This is a genomic window from Verrucomicrobiia bacterium, from assembly GCA_035765895.1.
GTDB lineage: Bacteria > Verrucomicrobiota > Verrucomicrobiia > Limisphaerales > DSYF01 > DSYF01.
Window position 1 is genome coordinate 1 of record DASTWL010000070.1, and the last position, 16,684, is coordinate 16,684.

The 16,684-nt window shown below is 64.0% G+C and carries 17 protein-coding genes; 2 read left to right on the plus strand and 15 right to left on the minus strand.

Annotated elements, in window-relative coordinates; translation table 11 throughout:
- Window positions 1-163 precede the first annotated feature (163 nt).
- Complete coding sequence (locus tag VFV96_13990) at window positions 164-565, plus strand: hypothetical protein (GenBank protein HEU5071509.1); 402 nt, start codon at window positions 164-166, stop codon at window positions 563-565.
- Between the two features lie 7 nt (window positions 566-572).
- Entirely contained in the window at window positions 573-1,040 is a 468-nt protein-coding gene (locus VFV96_13995; protein ID HEU5071510.1) for a hypothetical protein, read from the plus strand.
- A 66-nt stretch (window positions 1,041-1,106) separates the two neighbouring features.
- Here VFV96_13995 and VFV96_14000 read toward each other — a convergent pair whose 3' ends face one another.
- The 15 genes from VFV96_14000 to mraW form a co-directional block, all read right to left on the minus strand.
- A complete protein-coding gene (locus VFV96_14000) occupies window positions 1,107-2,405 on the minus strand; it encodes a cell division protein FtsZ (GenBank protein ID HEU5071511.1) in 1,299 nt (432 codons plus the stop codon).
- A gap of 18 nt (window positions 2,406-2,423) precedes the next feature.
- The gene (gene ftsA, locus VFV96_14005; protein ID HEU5071512.1) at window positions 2,424-3,647 is read right to left on the minus strand and encodes a cell division protein FtsA; all 1,224 of its coding nucleotides are present in this window, start codon (window positions 3,645-3,647) and stop codon (window positions 2,424-2,426) included.
- A complete protein-coding gene (locus VFV96_14010) occupies window positions 3,640-4,599 on the minus strand; it encodes an FtsQ-type POTRA domain-containing protein (protein ID HEU5071513.1) in 960 nt (319 codons plus the stop codon). Before VFV96_14010 ends, ftsA begins: the two co-directional genes overlap by 8 nt.
- An 8-nt stretch (window positions 4,600-4,607) precedes the next feature.
- Window positions 4,608-5,525 carry a D-alanine--D-alanine ligase gene (locus VFV96_14015; protein ID HEU5071514.1) on the minus strand — a complete coding sequence of 306 codons (918 nt, stop codon included), beginning with the start codon at window positions 5,523-5,525 and terminating at the stop codon, window positions 4,608-4,610.
- Complete coding sequence (gene murB, locus VFV96_14020) at window positions 5,522-6,466, minus strand: UDP-N-acetylmuramate dehydrogenase (protein HEU5071515.1); 945 nt, start codon at window positions 6,464-6,466, stop codon at window positions 5,522-5,524. Before murB ends, VFV96_14015 begins: the two co-directional genes overlap by 4 nt.
- A complete protein-coding gene (gene murG / locus VFV96_14025) occupies window positions 6,463-7,659 on the minus strand; it encodes an undecaprenyldiphospho-muramoylpentapeptide beta-N-acetylglucosaminyltransferase (GenBank protein ID HEU5071516.1) in 1,197 nt (398 codons plus the stop codon). Before murG ends, murB begins: the two co-directional genes overlap by 4 nt.
- Window positions 7,656-8,786 (minus strand): putative lipid II flippase FtsW, encoded by a 1,131-nt coding sequence (gene ftsW / locus VFV96_14030; protein ID HEU5071517.1) that lies wholly within the window; start codon window positions 8,784-8,786, stop codon window positions 7,656-7,658. The genes murG and ftsW overlap by 4 nt, the downstream gene beginning before the upstream one ends.
- 62 nt (window positions 8,787-8,848) lie before the next feature.
- On the minus strand, window positions 8,849-9,532 hold the full coding sequence (locus VFV96_14035; GenBank protein ID HEU5071518.1) for a LysM peptidoglycan-binding domain-containing protein: 684 nt from the start codon (window positions 9,530-9,532) through the stop codon (window positions 8,849-8,851).
- Between the two features lie 223 nt (window positions 9,533-9,755).
- Window positions 9,756-11,204 carry a UDP-N-acetylmuramoyl-L-alanine--D-glutamate ligase gene (murD, locus tag VFV96_14040; GenBank protein ID HEU5071519.1) on the minus strand — a complete coding sequence of 483 codons (1,449 nt, stop codon included), beginning with the start codon at window positions 11,202-11,204 and terminating at the stop codon, window positions 9,756-9,758.
- Window positions 11,205-11,214: 10 nt separating this feature from the next.
- On the minus strand, window positions 11,215-12,363 hold the full coding sequence (gene mraY, locus VFV96_14045; protein HEU5071520.1) for a phospho-N-acetylmuramoyl-pentapeptide-transferase: 1,149 nt from the start codon (window positions 12,361-12,363) through the stop codon (window positions 11,215-11,217).
- Entirely contained in the window at window positions 12,363-13,757 is a 1,395-nt protein-coding gene (murF, locus tag VFV96_14050) for a UDP-N-acetylmuramoyl-tripeptide--D-alanyl-D-alanine ligase (protein HEU5071521.1), read from the minus strand. The genes mraY and murF overlap by 1 nt, the downstream gene beginning before the upstream one ends.
- Before the next feature lie 44 nt (window positions 13,758-13,801).
- On the minus strand, window positions 13,802-14,026 hold the full coding sequence (locus VFV96_14055; protein ID HEU5071522.1) for a hypothetical protein: 225 nt from the start codon (window positions 14,024-14,026) through the stop codon (window positions 13,802-13,804).
- Between the two features lie 13 nt (window positions 14,027-14,039).
- A complete protein-coding gene (locus tag VFV96_14060) occupies window positions 14,040-15,956 on the minus strand; it encodes a penicillin-binding protein 2 (GenBank protein HEU5071523.1) in 1,917 nt (638 codons plus the stop codon).
- Between the two features lie 192 nt (window positions 15,957-16,148).
- Window positions 16,149-16,535, minus strand: a complete 387-nt coding sequence (locus VFV96_14065; GenBank protein ID HEU5071524.1) for a hypothetical protein — start codon at window positions 16,533-16,535, stop codon at window positions 16,149-16,151.
- Between the two features lies 1 nt (window position 16,536).
- Window positions 16,537-16,677 carry a 16S rRNA (cytosine(1402)-N(4))-methyltransferase gene (mraW, locus tag VFV96_14070; GenBank protein ID HEU5071525.1) on the minus strand — a complete coding sequence of 47 codons (141 nt, stop codon included), beginning with the start codon at window positions 16,675-16,677 and terminating at the stop codon, window positions 16,537-16,539.
- Window positions 16,678-16,684 lie beyond the last annotated feature (7 nt).

Consider the following 16,684-nt stretch of genomic DNA (forward strand, 5'->3'; position numbering starts at 1 on the left):
TTCGCGGAACGGTATTACAACCGGGAACGGCGCCACAGCGCCCTCGGTTACCAGAGCCCGGTGGACTTTGAACTGCAACTAAACTAAAACACCTATGCGCACCGCCCCTCCAAGGTGTCCATCAAACCGGGTGAGGCCCAATCTCTCTCGGTAGATTGCGTTTATGAGCTGCTTCCCGAAGGTGTTTAAGGTCCTTCCCATCTTGGTCTTGTTCCTATTCGGTTGCTCGGTGCCAAGTCCACATACGGATTCGATCGAAAAGAATAGTGCCTACACCCATGGGAACGTTCAGCTAAGCCTGAAGAAAGGGGTTACAACACAAGCGGAAGTTTTGGAGAAATTTGGGGCTCCAAATATTGCCACGATTGATGGCGAAGGTCGTGAGGTATGGACTTACCAGAAACACGCAACCGTGTCACGAGAAGCAGGTGGCTACGCGACGGTTATTCTGTTTGGCGGTGGAACGAGTGGTTTTGAACAGTCTTCAAAAACCATGACCCTCATAATCAAGTTTGACAGCAACAAGGTCGTCTCAGACTTCAACAGCATGTATTCAAGTTTTTGAACACACCATGAAACCAGTTCAAGTTCTACTTTTCTGTTTAGCGGTTGGCACTTTATCTGGCTGCGTAAGCGGTGGTGCCCCACAAAAGAATTCGTTAGAGTTACAGGCCTTTCAGAGAAAGGAATTCTCAACTTCTAAAAAGGTAGCTTTCGCTGCGACTGTATCAGTCTTTCAGGATCTTGGGTATATCATCAAAGCAGCCGATTTTCAGACGGGCCTGATTACCGCATCGAGCCCGACGAAGAATGTGGCCTTCTTCGGCATGCACATGAGCAATACAGAGGCGACTGCGTTTGTCGAAGAATTTGGAGCGGATAGAACTTTTATCCGGTTAAATTTTGTTGAGCAAAGGGAAGATTCTTCGGGCTACGGAATGAAATCAAAGAGCGATAAACCAATTATCGATCCAAAGATTTACGAAGCGTGCTTCCAAAAGATCCAAGAGGCAGTGTTTATTCGCACAAACACTCAATAGAGCGTCTTGATTTGACGTATAGCGCTTAGTCAATTCTACCAAAGCGCTCCCCCGCGCGCCACGCCCTCAATTGAACACCATGTTGCGCCGCACGAAGGTCGGCACATCCAAATCCTGACCATCGCGAATGGTGGGCTCGCTCTTGTCGAACCGGCCCTTGGAAACAATCTCCAGCGGCAGCTGGCCCTGACGCATCTTGGCGTTCGTTTTGCGGCCGCGCAAATTGCCGGACGCCTGGCGCCGGGCCAGTTCCTCCACCTGGTCGGGTGACATGTCAGGCCGGGGCGCCACATAACGGGAACGCGGCCGCGGGGTGGCTCGTTTCTCCAAAAATTCGGGTTCAATTTCGGATTCCAGTTCGCCGGGCGCCGGCCGGCCGCGCCGCAGTTTGGGCGCTTCGAGCGGTTCCACCGCCGCCGCGCCGGGCCGGGCGCCCACCAGCGTAATGTGCAGCCGGTCCCCAAGCGTGGCGTCCTCCGCTGCGCCAACGAACACCTGCGCCTCGCCGCAGCGGCTGTTCACCGCCTCCATGACGCGGCCCACTTCGGCCATCGTCAAATTCGCGCCCGCCGAAATGCCAACGAGCACGGCGCTGGTGCCCGCGAGCGCCGCGCCGCCTTCGAGCAGCGGATGCGCCAGCAGCATCTCCGCCGCCACGGCGGCACGGGACGAGCCGGCCGCCTCGACGGCGGCAAAGAACGCATCCTGATGGGCATTGCGCAGGACGGCGCACAGGTCCGTGAACTGCACGTCCATCAGGCCCCGCTGCGTCAGCAACCGCCACAAACCGCAGACGCCGTCGGCCATGCGCTCGTTGGCGAGGCGCAGCGTGTCCGCGACGGTGGTGCTTTCGTCCACGAGCTTGAACACTTTCTGGTTGGGCCAGCCCACCACGCCGTCGGCAAATTCGCGCAGTGCGTCATGCGCGCGTTCCGCCTGGCGCATCCGGCGGGCACCTTCGAAGTCGAACGGCAGGGCGACAAAGCCCAAAACCAGCGCGCCACATTCCTTCGCGGCCCGGGCCACCACGGGAGCAGCGCCGCTGCCGACACCGCCACCGAGCCCGGCAAAGAGAAAAACCACCTGCGCCCCCTCGCACAGGGACTTCAGCCGGCCGAATTGTTCCTCGGCCAGTTCCCGGCCGCGTTCGGGGTCGCCGCCCGTGCCGAGGCCGCGGAAAGTCCGGGCTTCCAGGCACACTTTTTCTGCGGCCGCGCATGCCGCGAGGGAGGCTTCGTCGGTGTCGATCACCGCGCTGCCGATGCCGGGCAGCGAGCGGGCCAGGAGCCGGTCCAGCATGGCGGCGCCCGCGTTGCCGACGCCGAGGAAGCGGATGGAGAGCGAGGAAGTTTGGTCGGTGTTCATGGCTTGCAGGGGCGCGGCTCAACCACGCCGGAAAAGGCTGCCCAAGGTGTTCTTCACGGTTTGCGCCAGCGGATGGCCCGCCCGCGGTTTGCGTTGCTGAAAGGAGCCGAAGCGGACCAGCCCGATGGCCGTGGCAAATTCCGGGTGATCGAGCGCGGCCTTGATGCCGTTGATGCAGTTGGTGCGCCCCAAGGTAATGGGCAGCCCGAACGCTTGTCCGGCGAGGTCGGCCACGCGCGGGATGCGCGCCCCGCCGCCGCAAAGGAACACGCCCGCTCCGAGATAATTCAGCAGCCCGGCGCGCTCGATGTCCTCGGCAATCAACTGAAAGGTTTCCTCGAGGCGCGCCGCCATGATGAGCTGGAGATGCTCCTTGCACACCGACCGGTCAAAGCCGGTCGAAGCGCTCTTGAACGTGATCATTTCCCCGCGCACGGCCGCGTCAAAAATGGCCGTGCCGTGCTCGATCTTGAGCGCCTCCGCCCGGCCCAGCGGCACCTTCAAGCCGAAGGCGAGGTCGTTGGATACGTGGTCGCCACCGACGGCCAGCGTGCCGGTGTGCTTGATGATGCCGTCCATGTAGACGACGTAATCGGTCGTGCCGCCGCCGAGGTCGATGACCAGCGCGCCCGTTTCCTTCTGCTCGTTGGTCAACACGGCAAGCGAGGCCGCGAGTCCGTTGTAAACCACCGCCTCGACCTCCAGTTGCAGCCCCTTCACGGCGCGCACGGCGTTGTGAATGCGGTTGGTGTTGCCGTGCACCACGTGGACGTCCACCTCGAGCCGCGCGCCCAGCATGCCGACAGGATTGGTCACCCCGGTCTGGCCGTCCACGACGAAGTGCTGGCGGATGGCGTGGATGATGGAGTTCTCGGCCGGCAAATTCACCGACTTGGCATTTTTCACCACGTCGTCCACGTCGTCCTGCGTGATTTCGCGGTCCGCCGACACAACGGGATGCACGCCGTGATTGGTGAAGCCGCGGAGGTGGCCGCCGGTCACGCCGAGGTAAACGCTGCGGATTTCCACGTCGGCCATCGCCTCGGCCTGCACGATGGCTTCGCGGATGGTTTCCTCGGCCGCCGGGGCATCGACAATTTCGCCCTTGCGCACGCCGCGCGACGGCGCCTGCCCGATGCCGATGATGTTCAGGGCCCCTTCGTCGCTCAGTTCGCCGACGACGGCGCAAACCTTGGACGTGCCAATTTCGAGGCCGACGATGATGGAGGATGAATCAAACATTGCGTCTGCGGGTGCGGGTGGGTTTGACCGGCTTGGGCGTCGGTGCGGGCACAGCGCTCGCTTCGAGCCAGGTCGCGGGAATATTGTTCGGAACCGCCAGATCGAGTGTGGCAATCGCGCGGCGATAGCGCATGCCCTGGTCATAAATCTCGCGCCAGCGCAGCAGTTGCTGGTCGAGTTCCCGCAGGCCAAAGGTGATCTCGCTGCCCTGCCCCGTGGTGGCCACGAGCACGTCCGGCGATGTGACATCCACGCGTTTCAAAACCACCAGCGCCGCCATGGGCGATTCGTTGAATTTGGCGATCAATTCCAGCGCCGCGCGCACCTGGGGCGACTCGACCCGCCGGCCGGTCTGCAGTTCATAGATGTTGACGCCCGTCAGCACCGGCAACGGCTCCTCGGGCTGCCCCAGCGGCGTCGTGCGCAGGCGCGGATCCAGCGGCAGCATGACGTAGCCTTCGGCGTCCAGCTGCATCGCCACCACCTGCAGTCCGCCGCCCGGACGCGGCCGGGCGACGTTGACCTCCGCGACGGCCTGGCGTTCCGTGACGCGGATGCGCAACACCCGCGGCAGCACGCGTTCCACCGTCACCGACTGGATGACGGGCACCAGTTCGAGGTCGCGCTTCACGTGCGCGAGGTCCAGCGCCATGAGGTTGTCGCCGATTTTCACCCCGGCCCAGCGCTTGATTTGATCGGGCAGGATGACGCCATCCGTGCGCGCATCCACTTCCGCGATGGAAAAGGCGGGGTTCTGGTAAACGAGCTCGTTGACCGCGAGTAAACCCGCGCGCCAGAGCAGGTAAAAACAGAAGACCGTGCCAAAGAGGACGCTCAAGCCGATGGCCAGGGCCCGGGTGCGCGTGGCCCGCGCCTGATCGGAGCGCAGCTTGACATCGAGCACGGTGCCGCCGTGCAAACGCCGGTTGCGGGCTTTTCGTTTGAACCACATTTTAAATTTCACAATGCCGCCGCCATGGCGCGCGCCATCGCGAGTTCCACCATGCGCTGGCACAGCGCCTCATAAGTGAATCCCGCCGCCGCGGCCGCCTTGGGCAGCAGGCTGGTTTCGGTCATGCCGGGCAGGGTGTTGACTTCGAGCACCACCGGCTCCCCCGCCGCGGTGACCATGACATCGACGCGCGCATAATCCCGGCCGCCGACTGCTCGAAACGCGCCCAAGGCCGCCGACTGCACGCGGGCGGTCGTCTCGGCATCGAGCGGGGCCGGGCACAGGTAATCCGTTTCGCCCTTCGTGTATTTGCTGCGGTAATCGTAGGCGCCAGAATGCGGACGCACCTCGACCACCGGCAGGGCGCGGTCGCCCAGAATGCCGACCGTGCATTCCGCGCCGATGATGCGCGGCTCGACGAGCAGGTGGGAATCGTGCTTGAACGATTCCTTCAATGCCGCCGGCCAGTCCTCGACGCGATCGACAAATTGCAGGCCGACACTGGAACCCTGGCGCACGGGTTTGACGACCACCGGCGGCGTCCAGTTCTTCGGCCACGGCGTGTCGGGCGAATCCAGCAGCAGCGATTTGGCCACCGGCACGCCGGTCGCCGCACAACGGTTCTTCGTCATCACCTTGTCAAACGCGATGCGGCTCGCCTCGGCGCCGCACCCCGTGTAGGGCACGTTCATGTGATCCAATTCCGCCTGCACCGTGCCGTCCTCGCCGTAGGTGCCATGCAACGCGAGGAAAACCAGGTCGGTGTGATCCGGCAGGGTCCAGTGGCAGGGCTGCGGGTCGAGTTCGGTGACCCGGTGCCCAAGCGAGCGCAGGGCGCGCGCCACGGCGGCGCCGGAGGCCAGCGACACCTCGCGTTCCGCACTCGGGCCGCCCAGCATGACGGTAATGTTCCAGGCCTGCGTCATACTCCGTCTCCAATGATTTGCACTTCGGTTTCGAGTTCAATGCCGCGCTCCGCGCGCGCTTTGGCCTTGACCAGTTCGATCAGCCCCAGCACGTCCGCCGCGGTCGCGGTGCCGTCGTTGACGATGAAATTGCCATGTTCTTGCGACACCCTGGCGCCGCCCACCCGCGTGCCCTTCAAGCCGAGTTCATCCACCAGCCGGCCCGCCGGAATCGCTGCCGGGTTCTTGAACATGCAGCCGGCGCTCGGCGCAGCGGGCTGCGACGCCCAGCGCTTCTGGCTGAACTCGTTCATGCGCGCTTCAACCACCGATCGTTCGCTGCCCTGCCCTTGCAGCACGGCGCTCACGGCGATATGCGTCTTGAAAAACGGGCAACTGCGATACAGCGAAGGCACGTCGGCCGCCGCCAGCTCCTGCACCGCGCCGGTGTAATCCAGGCAACGCAACGAAGCCAACACGCGGAACATTTCGCTGCCGTAGGCGCCGGCATTCATGCGCAACGCGCCGCCCACACTGCCGGGAATGCCCTCCAGAAATTCCAGCCCCGCAAGGCCGTGCCGCTTCGCCTCGATGGCCACGGCCTTCAAGCGCGCGCCGGCGCCGCAGATCAGCCGGTCGCCCGCCACCTCCACCCGCGCAAAGTGCGGCTGCGCGAGGCAAAGCACGAGGCCACGCACGCCGCCGTCGCGCACGAGCAAATTTGAGCCGCGACCAAGGACGAACACCGGCAGCGCCTCGGCCTGCGCAAATTGCAGGGCCGCCGTCAAGTCGGCTTCGTTTGCCGGCTCCACGTAGAGGTCCGCCGGACCGCCGACCCGGAGCGTGGTGCGTTTGGCCAGCGGCTCTTGCGCGCGCACAACCGAGCCGGGCGACAAGCCGGCCGCCAGTCGTTGAGCGAGTTCTCCGGGTGCCCGCATAGAATCCGCTACCGTCGTGCTCATGCCGCCACCTCCAATTCGTGGGCGGGACTGCGCGGCGGGCGCGCCGGACCGGCCACCGTTGGACTCGTTGGGAGGTTGGACCGCTGTGAAACTGGCAACGTCGTCAAAATCTGCGTCGCAATGTCCGCCGCCGCATTGGGCGCATGCCAGCGCGCGAGCGCCGCCTGCATTTCCTGACGGACCGGGCCAGGCGCCATGAGTTCCTCCAACGCGCGCACCAACTGTTCCGGAGTGGCCGTCGTCTGGTCGAGCCGGCGTGCCGCACCACTTTGCTCCAGGGCCGCGGCGTTGAAATGTTGATGATTGTCGGCGGCCGTGGGCAACGGCACCAGCACGGCCGGCAGGCGCAAGGCGGCGAGTTCCGCCAGGGAGGAAGCCCCCGCGCGGGTCACGGCCACGTCGGCCGCGCCGAGCGCCAGTTCCATCCTGCTCAAGAATGGATGCACCAGCGCTGTCAAGCGGACGGAGCCATAGGCGGCACGCACCTTGTCGCCGTCGTTCGGTCCGGTCAGGTGGAGCCACTGCCATTGGGGTGCGGTGCGCGCCAGCCGCGGCAGCGAACGCAGCAGGAGTTCGTTCACGCCGCTGGCCCCCTGGCTGCCGCCCATCACGAGCACCACGGGCCGTTGGGGATCCAGGCCAAGTGCCCGCCGACAGGCGGCGGAATCCTGCGGTTGAAATTGCGGGCGAACGGGCGTTCCCGTCAAAACGGTCTGGCGGGTTTTCAAGCGCGCGGCAGCCTCGGGGAAGCCGAGGAAGGCCGTATCCACCCACCGCGCCAGCAGCCGGTTCGCCCGGCCAGGAACCGTGTTCGACTCATGCAAAAAGGTGCGGGCACCGGCCCGACGCGCCGCAAGCACCGGTGGAACGCTGGTGAATCCGCCCATAGCGAGCGCCGCGTGCGGTGAAGTGGACTGGAAGAGTTGGCGCGCGGCGAAATACGAACGCACAAAGCCGCGGCAAAAGGCCAGCCGGCTGCCGCGTTGCAGGGCGACCGCGGGCAGAGTCACCGCCGCGAACTCCGGCGCAGCCTGCAGCGCCTGCTGGTCCACGTCCTTGGGCGAGACCAGCAAGGTGACAGCACAACCGCGTTGAGCCAGCTGTCGCGCCACGGCGAGGCCGGGGAACAGATGACCACCCGTGCCGCCACAGGCAATGGCGATCCGGGGTGCGTTGTCCGGCGTCTGGCTCATGCGGTGCGGGGAGCAAAAGGGTTGTCGGGCGCCAGCACGGTAGCCGGTTCCGCCACGGATTCCCGGGCCTGACGCGCCACGCTGAGCAACACCCCGATGCAGGTCAGCATCATCAGCAGGTTGGATCCGCCATAACTGATGAACGGCAGCGGCAGGCCCTTGTTGGGCAGCGCGCTCGTCACCACGCCAATGTTGATGAACGCCTGAAAACCAATGAGGAAGGTGATGCCGGACCCCAGCATCAGGCCGAAGTTGTCGCGGGCGTGCAACGCAATGTAAATGCCGCAGATGATGATGAGCACGAACGCCAGCACCACCAGCATCGTGGCCACCAAACCAAGTTCCTCGCCGATGATGGAGAGAATGAAATCGGTGTGGTGCTCCGGCACGAAACCGAGCTTTTGCCGGCCGTTGCCCAGACCGAGGCCAAACCAGCCGCCGGAACCCAGCGCCAGCATTGCCTGATACGCCTGATAGCCGACGCCCGACTTGTTCTCCTCCAGATAGAGCCATGCAAAGATGCGTTTCATCCGCATCGGGTCGTGCCACAGCGAGAGTCCCAGACCGGCACCGCCGAGCAACGCCGGCACGGCAAAATACTGCCAGCGCACACCCGCGATGAGGAGCATCACGGAAATCACGCCCGCCATGAGAATCGTTGTGCCGCGGTCGGGCTCGATGAAAATCAGCATCAAGGCTGGCGCGACAATCAGGCCCGGAATGATGATGCCGCGCTTCCAGATGCGCATCTGGCGTTGGTAGCGTTCGCAATACCAGGCGAGCACCACGATGATGGCCAGCTTGGCGAGTTCGGAAGGTTGAAGCCGGAGGCCACCGTAACCCAGCCAGCGCCGTGCGCCGTTGACGCGCAGGCCCACATGCGGCACCAATACCAACGCCAGGAGGATCAGCACGAAAATCATCAACGGCCATGCGAAGCGCCGCAAGAGCGCGTAATCAATCGACGCCATGGCGACGCACCCCACCAGTCCCAGGCCGCACCAGATCAATTGCATCACCAGGTAACGCGCCCCCACCTGGGTCATGCTGGAGCTGTAGAGCATCACCATCCCCAACGCGAGGAGGGCGGCAACGCAAAAAACCAGCAATGTGACGGCAACCTTCATACCTCTCTCGACCACCGGCTGCCGGGCCGGTGCGCCCGGCAGCCGGTGGGAGAACCAAAGGATTACTGACCCGCAGGCGGTGCGGTGGGCGGCGGCACCATCGGAGCCGGCTGGGCCGTGGGCGGCGGCATCGTCGGAACGACGGGCGCCGGCGCCGGCTTGGGCGGCAGCTTTAATTTCTGGCCCACCTTGATCCGGTCGGTGGACAAATTGTTCAGTGACTTGAGTTCGCTGATTGTGGTGCCGTGACGCGAAGCAATGCGCGAGAGCGTGTCGCCGGATTTCACCGTGTAAGTGTTCGCGTCGCTGCTGGTCGCCATCGGCACCGCCGAGGTGGTCGGCGCCGCCGAGGGCGCGGGCAGATTGATCTTCTGGCCGATCTTCAGCCGGCGCGGATCCACGCCGGGATTCGCTTCCTGAATCGCCTTCAGGCTCGTGCCGTTTTGCTTGGCGATGGTGTAGAACGAATCCCCCGCTTTGATGACGTATTCCGAACCGCCCGCCGTCGTCGGCGGCGTCATCGGCACCGGTGTGACCCCGGTGGTCGGCGGCGGCGTCACCTGCGTGGTCGGCGGCGGGAGCGGCACTTCGGGCGGCAAAGCCACATTGGACGTCACGTCCGGCGGGAGCATGTTGGTGTCTGCGGGCGGCAGCGTGTTGGTGTCCATCATGGGCACTTCCGGCGGCAGGTCGGTGTTTTCCTGGGGCACTTCGCGCTTGCATCCCTGCGTCATGAGCAACGCCATCAAAGCGGCAACATGAACCGCAAGGACCGAAAAGAAGGCGATTTTGACACGACTGCGACCGGCCTGCTTGGCGTCGCTCGCAGGCGATTCGGGTGAGAACAATGGATGGCTATTCATTTGGCGTTGGCGCTCGAGAGCGTCCTTTCTCTGAGGTGTATTGGTATTGTTGTTTGATTTCCTTCGCCCGGCATCTTGACCTCAAAAGTCCGGGCAAAACTGTTTGCTAAATTGCGCTTTCCGCGGCCTCCGACTGACTGTCCGAGGTCAATCCACCATGCATGTTGGGGTTGGCCTCGGGCGCACCCCCATATATGGATTTGACCGCCTGACAAAAGACTTCGCCGCGATGCTGATAATCACGGAACTGGTCGAAGCTTGAACAGGCGGGCGATAACAGAACCACATCCCCTGCTGATGCGTGTCGCGCCGCTTCGGACACAGCTTCTAACAGTGAACCGAGGGGGGTGCAAGGAGTAAACAACCCCCACGCCGCGCGAAGATTTTCCGCCTCTTCGCCGATCAAAAATGCGCCCTTGACGCGGGCGCTCAACAGCGGTCCAGCGCCGTGGTAATCAAGGCCTTTGCCGCGTCCGCCCGCGATCAGCCATACGTTGGGCTGGCCGCCCGCGCCGGGCCGGACCGTGCGCAACGCCTGCAACGTGGCATCGAGATTGGTCGCCTTGGAATCGTTGATGAATTGCACGCCGTTCGCTTCGGCCACCGCTTCAAACCGGTGCGGCCCGGCCGCATACGACTTGACCGCGTCCACCATCGCTTCGAGCGGCACGCGCAGCGCATGACCGACCGCCAGTGCAGCCATGAGATTTTCCGCATTGTGCGGCCCGCACAGCCGGCATTGGGCCATGTCCAGCAACGGTCCCTCCCAGTGCGGCATCCGGCTGAGAATCAAACCTCGATCCAGGAAAATATCCGCCGTGGCATCGGTGGCGCTGAATGTGACCAGCTTGGAGGGCACCTCCAGTTTCAAGCTGCGCATCCGGACCATTGCTTCACTTTGAACAATCGCCCAGTCAAATGCCTGTTGATTCACAAACACCCGGGCCATCGTGCGGACGTATTCGTCCGCCGTCGCATAGCGGTTCAAATGATCCGAGCCCAGATTCAACAACACCGCCACGGCCGGACGAAAGAACTCCACCCGCTCAAGCTGCTGGACCTTGACCTGCAGGATTAGATGATCCAGTTCCTTGGTTTGTTCCACCGCTGAACACACCGGACGCGAACGCTGCCCGGCGGTCAACGTTCGCCGATGTGCGGCCGTCAAAAGGCACTCAATCAATTCCGCCGTGGTGCTCTTGCCATTGGTTCCCGTCACCGCCAGCGTGAGACACTTGGCCAGCCGGTAGCCGAGTTCCAGTTCGCCAATCACCGGAATCGCACGGTCCAGGACATCGCGATACAACGGCGAGTTCGGCAGCACCGCCGGCGCCACCACCGCCAGTTCAAACGCCCCCGCCGGCGCGGTTGTGGCTCCCAGATGCACAGCCACACCTTCCGTCCGCAGCGCAGCCGTGTTGGCCTGCAACGCGGCCGTGTCAGCCCCGTCCACGCCAACCACGCGCGCGCCGGCCTGTCGCAGCAGGCGACACGCCGCCCGCCCGCGGCCACCGAGGCCGACCACGAGGATGTTTTTGTCAGTCAAGTCCAGCATGCCTTGCCCATCAACGAATCTTCAACGTGCTCAACGCCACCACGGCAAAGAGAAAACAAAGGATGTAAAACCGCGCCACCACCTGGGATTCATACCAGCCCTTCATTTCAAAATGATGATGCAGGGGCGCCTTGAGGAAGATGCGCCGGCCCGTCCCGTAGCGCAGCCGGGTGTATTTGAACCACCCGGTCTGCAGCATCACCGACGTCGCTTCCATCACGAACACGCCACCTGCGATGACCAACACGAACGGCTGATGAATGAGCACCGCGATGATGCCCAGCGCGCCGCCCAACGGCAGCGAGCCGGTATCGCCCATGAACACCTGCGCGGGATGACAGTTGAACCACAGGAATCCCAGCCCGGCGCCAATCATCGCGCCGCAAATCACCGTCAATTCCCCCGCCCCGGCCACGTAGGGAATTTGCAAATAGCTGGCGGTTTTGAAATTGCCGGCCAGATACGTCAGGAACAGGAACACAAACGAAACGATCAGCGTGCAGCCAATGGCCAGCCCGTCAAGCCCGTCGGTGAGGTTGACCGCATTGGAACTTCCCACAATCGTGAACACCGTGAGGATGACGCCCAATGTCGCCACGCCGGTCAGCACCGGATGCTTCTCGAACGGCACCATGATCTCCGTCACGAGCTTCGTCGTGGACGGATTCGCCCAGAGATAAATCCCGATGAACGCCGCCAGCGCAAACTGCACGATCAGCTTCACGTGCGACGCCGCGCCGCCGCCGCTTTGCTTGGTGATCTTCGCGTAGTCGTCGTAAAATCCGAGCCCGCACAGCACCGCCACCGACAGCAACGTCAGCAGCACGAGCGGATTCAACTGCGCCCACAGCAACGCCGTGACGTCGAGCGCGCCGATGATGAGAATGCCGCCCATCGTGGGCGTGCCGCGCTTGCTCAGGATGCGCGCCTTGAGGTCGCCCCCGACCTCCGCCTTGTCCGCGTAATCCTGGCCGAACTTCAAACCCTTCAGCCACCGGATGACCGCCGGCCCGAGCACGAGGCTGAGCAGCAATGCCGTGATGGCCGCGCCCGCCGTGCGGAACGTGATGTAGCGAAACAGGCGCAGCCCCGACAGGCGTTCCGCCCAGGCCGTGTCATGCACCGCGTCCAGCAACCATTGTGTGAGCGAGTAAAGCATCAGTTCTTCAGGGCCGGTTCGAGCTGGCGCAACTGCTCGGTGATTCGTTCCAGCCGCGCCGCCCGCGAGGCCTTCAACAACAGCAGGTCCCCCGGCTTGAGAAAATTTTTCACGGCCCCCGCGGCCGATTCGACGTCCGCGAATTCCAGCACGCGATGCAGCCCGGCCGCGCGCGCGCCCTCCGCGGTCCAGCGCGCCTGTTTGCCGACGGCAATCAACTGGCCAATGCCCAGTTCAGCGGCACGCCGGCCAACTTCACGATGAGCGGCTTCGGTGTGCGCGCCCAACTCGGCCATGTCGCCCAGCACCGCCACGGTCCGGCCCTTGCACGGCAGTTCCGCGAGCGTTTGCAACGCGGCAAGCACCGAATCGGCGTTCGCGTTGTAGGCGTCGTCCAACACGCGCACGCCGCCTTGTTCGAACAGTTGCAGGCGCATCTTCGCCGGTTTGCACTCCGCGAGGCCGCGTTGCAATTCCGCCGCCGTCAGGCCCAGTTCGGCGCCAAGCGCCAGGGCGAACAACGCGTTATTAACCTGATGACGGCCGAGCAGATTCACCCGGTAATCACCGTTGAATTCCGGCCGGGGCGCCGTCACCCGGAACGTCGCGCCGTCCTTGCTCAAACGCGCCCACGCAGCGCGCCAGTCGTTCGCCTCACCAAACCCGACGCGCACCACGCGCGCCCGGCTGCGGGCCGCCAGCCGGGCCGCGAAGGCATCGTCGCCGTTCAGGACAAGCGTGCCATCCGCAGGCAGCGCTTCCGCCAGCGCGCCTTCCTCCTGAGCGACGCCGGCGAGGTCGCCGAAAAATTCCAGATGCTCGCGGCCGACGTTGGTGATGACGCCGAAACGCGGCTGAATCATTTGCAGCAGCGGCCGGAGTTCGCCCGGATGATTGGTGCCCGCTTCGAGCACCGCCGCCTGATGGCTCGCGTCCACGCGCAGCAGGGTCAGCGGCACGCCAATGTCATTGTTGAAGCTCGCCTCGCTCCACACGGTGGCCAACCGCTGGCGCAACACCGCGGCGATGAGTTCCTTGGTGGTCGTCTTGCCGTTGGAGCCGCCGACCGCGATGAAGGGAAACGCAAAGTCACGCCGATACGCCGCGGCAATTTGCCCCAGGGCCGCCCGCAGGTCCGCCACTTCGATCACGGCGCAAGATTGCGGGTCCGCGGGCGCGCGGCCGGTCCGCACAAGCACAGCCGCGGCCTTTTTCACCACGTCCGGCAGAAAGTCGTGGGCATCGAACCGTTCGCCGGCCAGCGCGATGAACAAATCCCCCGCCTGCACCTGGCGCGAGTCGGTGCACACGCGTTGCACCAGCCGCCCGGCATCACCCGCAACGATTTTTCCGCCGCAGGCTTCGGTGATAAATTTTAACGGACGAGCTTCCACAGGTTTGCTTCAGATTCAATTGCCCTCTCCACCCCGGCGCACTGTCAGGCGGATGGCTTCGACGTCGCGTCCGGCGCGAGCCAGTGGCTGCTGGCCAGCGAAGGATGCGTCGGCACCGGACGACCGTTGGCCCAGGTTGGCTTCGGCGCCCCGTGTTCCACGTCCACCACCACCGGTTTGTCGGGACGGACCGGCGACCGGCGCGGCGCGGCGCCTTCCGTGACGGCGGCGGCAAACAACCGGTGCGAGATTTGCATCTGGGTGTTCATGGGCGTCCTGGGTTTAGTCGTTTACCAACCGGGCGGAGGCCGTCCGGATCGGACGGCCTTCCGCTCCGGCGTCGAACACTCCCGGCTTTCCGGGCTCCTCCGCTCGGTCGGGCCGGATGTTCAAATAGCTGGCGGCGCGTTCCGCAATTTCATGAAAGATGGGAGCGGCCGTCTGACCGCCGTAGTAACTGCCCTTGGGCTGATCCAAAACGACGGAAATGCACAGCTCGGGATTGTCCGCCGGGAAAAAGCCGATGAACGAGGCGAAGTATTTTCCGGAAACGTAAGTGCCGTGTTCCACCTTCTGGGCGGTGCCCGTTTTGCCGGCCACGGTGTAGTGGTCCAGGGCCGCCTTGGGGGCCGTGCCCTCCGGCGTGGGCACGGTTTTCAGCGCCTGCACGATGTCCCGGCAGGCTTCTTCACTGACGACCCGCCGCACCGGCTGCGGCGCATACTTGGCCAGCACGGTTCCCTGCGCGTCCTCCAACCGGTCCACCAGCATGGGGCGCATCAGGACGCCCTTGTTGGCCAGTGTCGCCATCGCCATCGCCATCTGCAACCGCGTGACACCGATGCCGTGCCCCATGGGAATCTGGGCGATCGAAACCTTGCTCCAGCTTTTCGGCGGATACACGAGGCCGGAGATTTCACCCGGCAGCGAAATCCCCGTGCGGTCGCCAAAGCCGAAGGTGCGAATGTAGTTGTAGAGCCGGTCCTCGCCCAGCGCGATGCCGATCTTGGCCGCCCCGATGTTGGACGATTTGGTGATGATCTGCTCGACGGTCAGATTGCCGTAGGATTCGTGGTCGTGCAGCACGCGGCCGCCATAGGCAAAATGACCGTTCTCGCAGAAGAACGAATCGGAAAGCCGCACGACCTTTTCGTTCAAGCCGCCGGACACAACCACGATCTTGAAGGTCGAGCCCGGCTCCATGATGTCGGAAATGACGCGGTTGCGCCGGTCGTCCGGCGTGGACGCGCCGAGGTTGTTCGGGTCAAACGTTGGCAGCGTCGCCATGGCCAGGATTTCGCCTGTGCGCGGCCGGACGACAACCCCGCAAATGCTGATGGGCGAGAATTTCTGCATGCCCTCCTGCAGGGCGTTCTCGACGATGTTTTGAATGACCGAATCAATCGTCAGCACGACGTTGCAGCCGTCATGCGGTTCGACGTCCTGGTCGCGCAGCCAGACAACTTCGTGCTTGCGGTTGTCGGTTTCGGTGATGCGCCAGCCGCGCACGCCGCTGAGCTTGGAGTTGAGCGCGCGTTCGATGCCATACATGCCGGTCGTCTCAATGATCCGCTCGCCGTTGTATTCCTTTTCTGCGGTGCCCACGTAACCGAGCACGTGCGCCGCCAGTTGCTGGTTGGGATACACGCGCAACTGGTCGTCAAGCGAATCGGCGAAGACCGCCTTGCTGCGCAGGTCGCGCAGGAAGGTGCGCTCGGACTTGGACAGGTGGTTTTCATCGACGCTGAAATTGAGATGCGCCATGGCCTCCTGAACCTTCTGCCAGGTCTCGACCGGCACCTTGCGCTTGAGCACAACGTAGCGGTTGGTGATGACCTGACCGGACTGGTTCGTGCGCACCTGGGGCAGCAGCCGGGCGTAGAGTTCGTTGGCATCGAGCTGCAACACCGGCGCCACGGCGCGGGCCACGTCCGCCTGCCGGTTCCCCAGCAGCACCGGATCGGCACAGACGGTTTTAACAAACACGCTCGTCGCCAGCAGATTGCCTTTGACGTCCAGAATGTCGCCGCGGCGCGCCTCACGGAGGAATTCGCGCTGCGTATTTTGCTGGGCGAGCTGGGCCAGTTCATCGTGGCGCAGCACCTGCAAATCCACCAGTCGGTAGATGAGCCCCGCGAAGCCGAGGCCCAGCAGGAGCACCAGCATCAGCACGCGGAAAAATTGCAGTCGTTTGGCCATGATCAAAGCCACCAGCCGCCCGCGGCCATCGGTTCCTCATCCGACGGCGACACGGGCGGCGGGGCAAAAGTGCTAAGGTGTTTTCGGGTCGTTCGGGCGCGCGCCGGCCACCCGGGCGCGTTGCCGGCCACCCGCGGCGGCCGGTTCCTCATCCGACCGCGGCGCGGGTGGCGGCAAAAAAGTTTCATACAATCAGGGCACGGCCAGCGTCCCTTGACGCGCCGCATACTGGGTTTCGTGCGCGGGTTCGGGCACGGCCGGCTCCGGCGCGGGCTCGACCAGGCGCATCACCTGCATGGGCGCCGCCGGCACGAGGCCGAGATTCAGCTCCCGCACGCGACGTTCAAGCTGCGGCGGCGACTGCAGCATGGCGAGCTGCTTGCGCAGCTTTTCATTGCTGAGCTTCAACTCGTCCAGGCGCTGCTCGCGCTGCTTGATCTGCTTGGCCAGGTTGTCGATCTGGCTCTTCTGCCAGACGTAACCGACGCCTGAACCGCCAATGAGCATGCACAGCACAAACGCCCGCAGCGCCGGTCCGAACCGGACCGCCGCCGTTTGATGTTTGCGATTGCGTGCCATTTTAAATTTTCTCCATCACCCGCAACTGCGCGCTGCGGCTGCGCGGGTTCTCCGCCAGTTCGGCGGCGCCCGGCAAAATCGCCTTGCGACTCACCCACCGAACTTCCGGCGGCCGCGCCCGGCGCAACTCGGGGATGTCCACGTCCCCG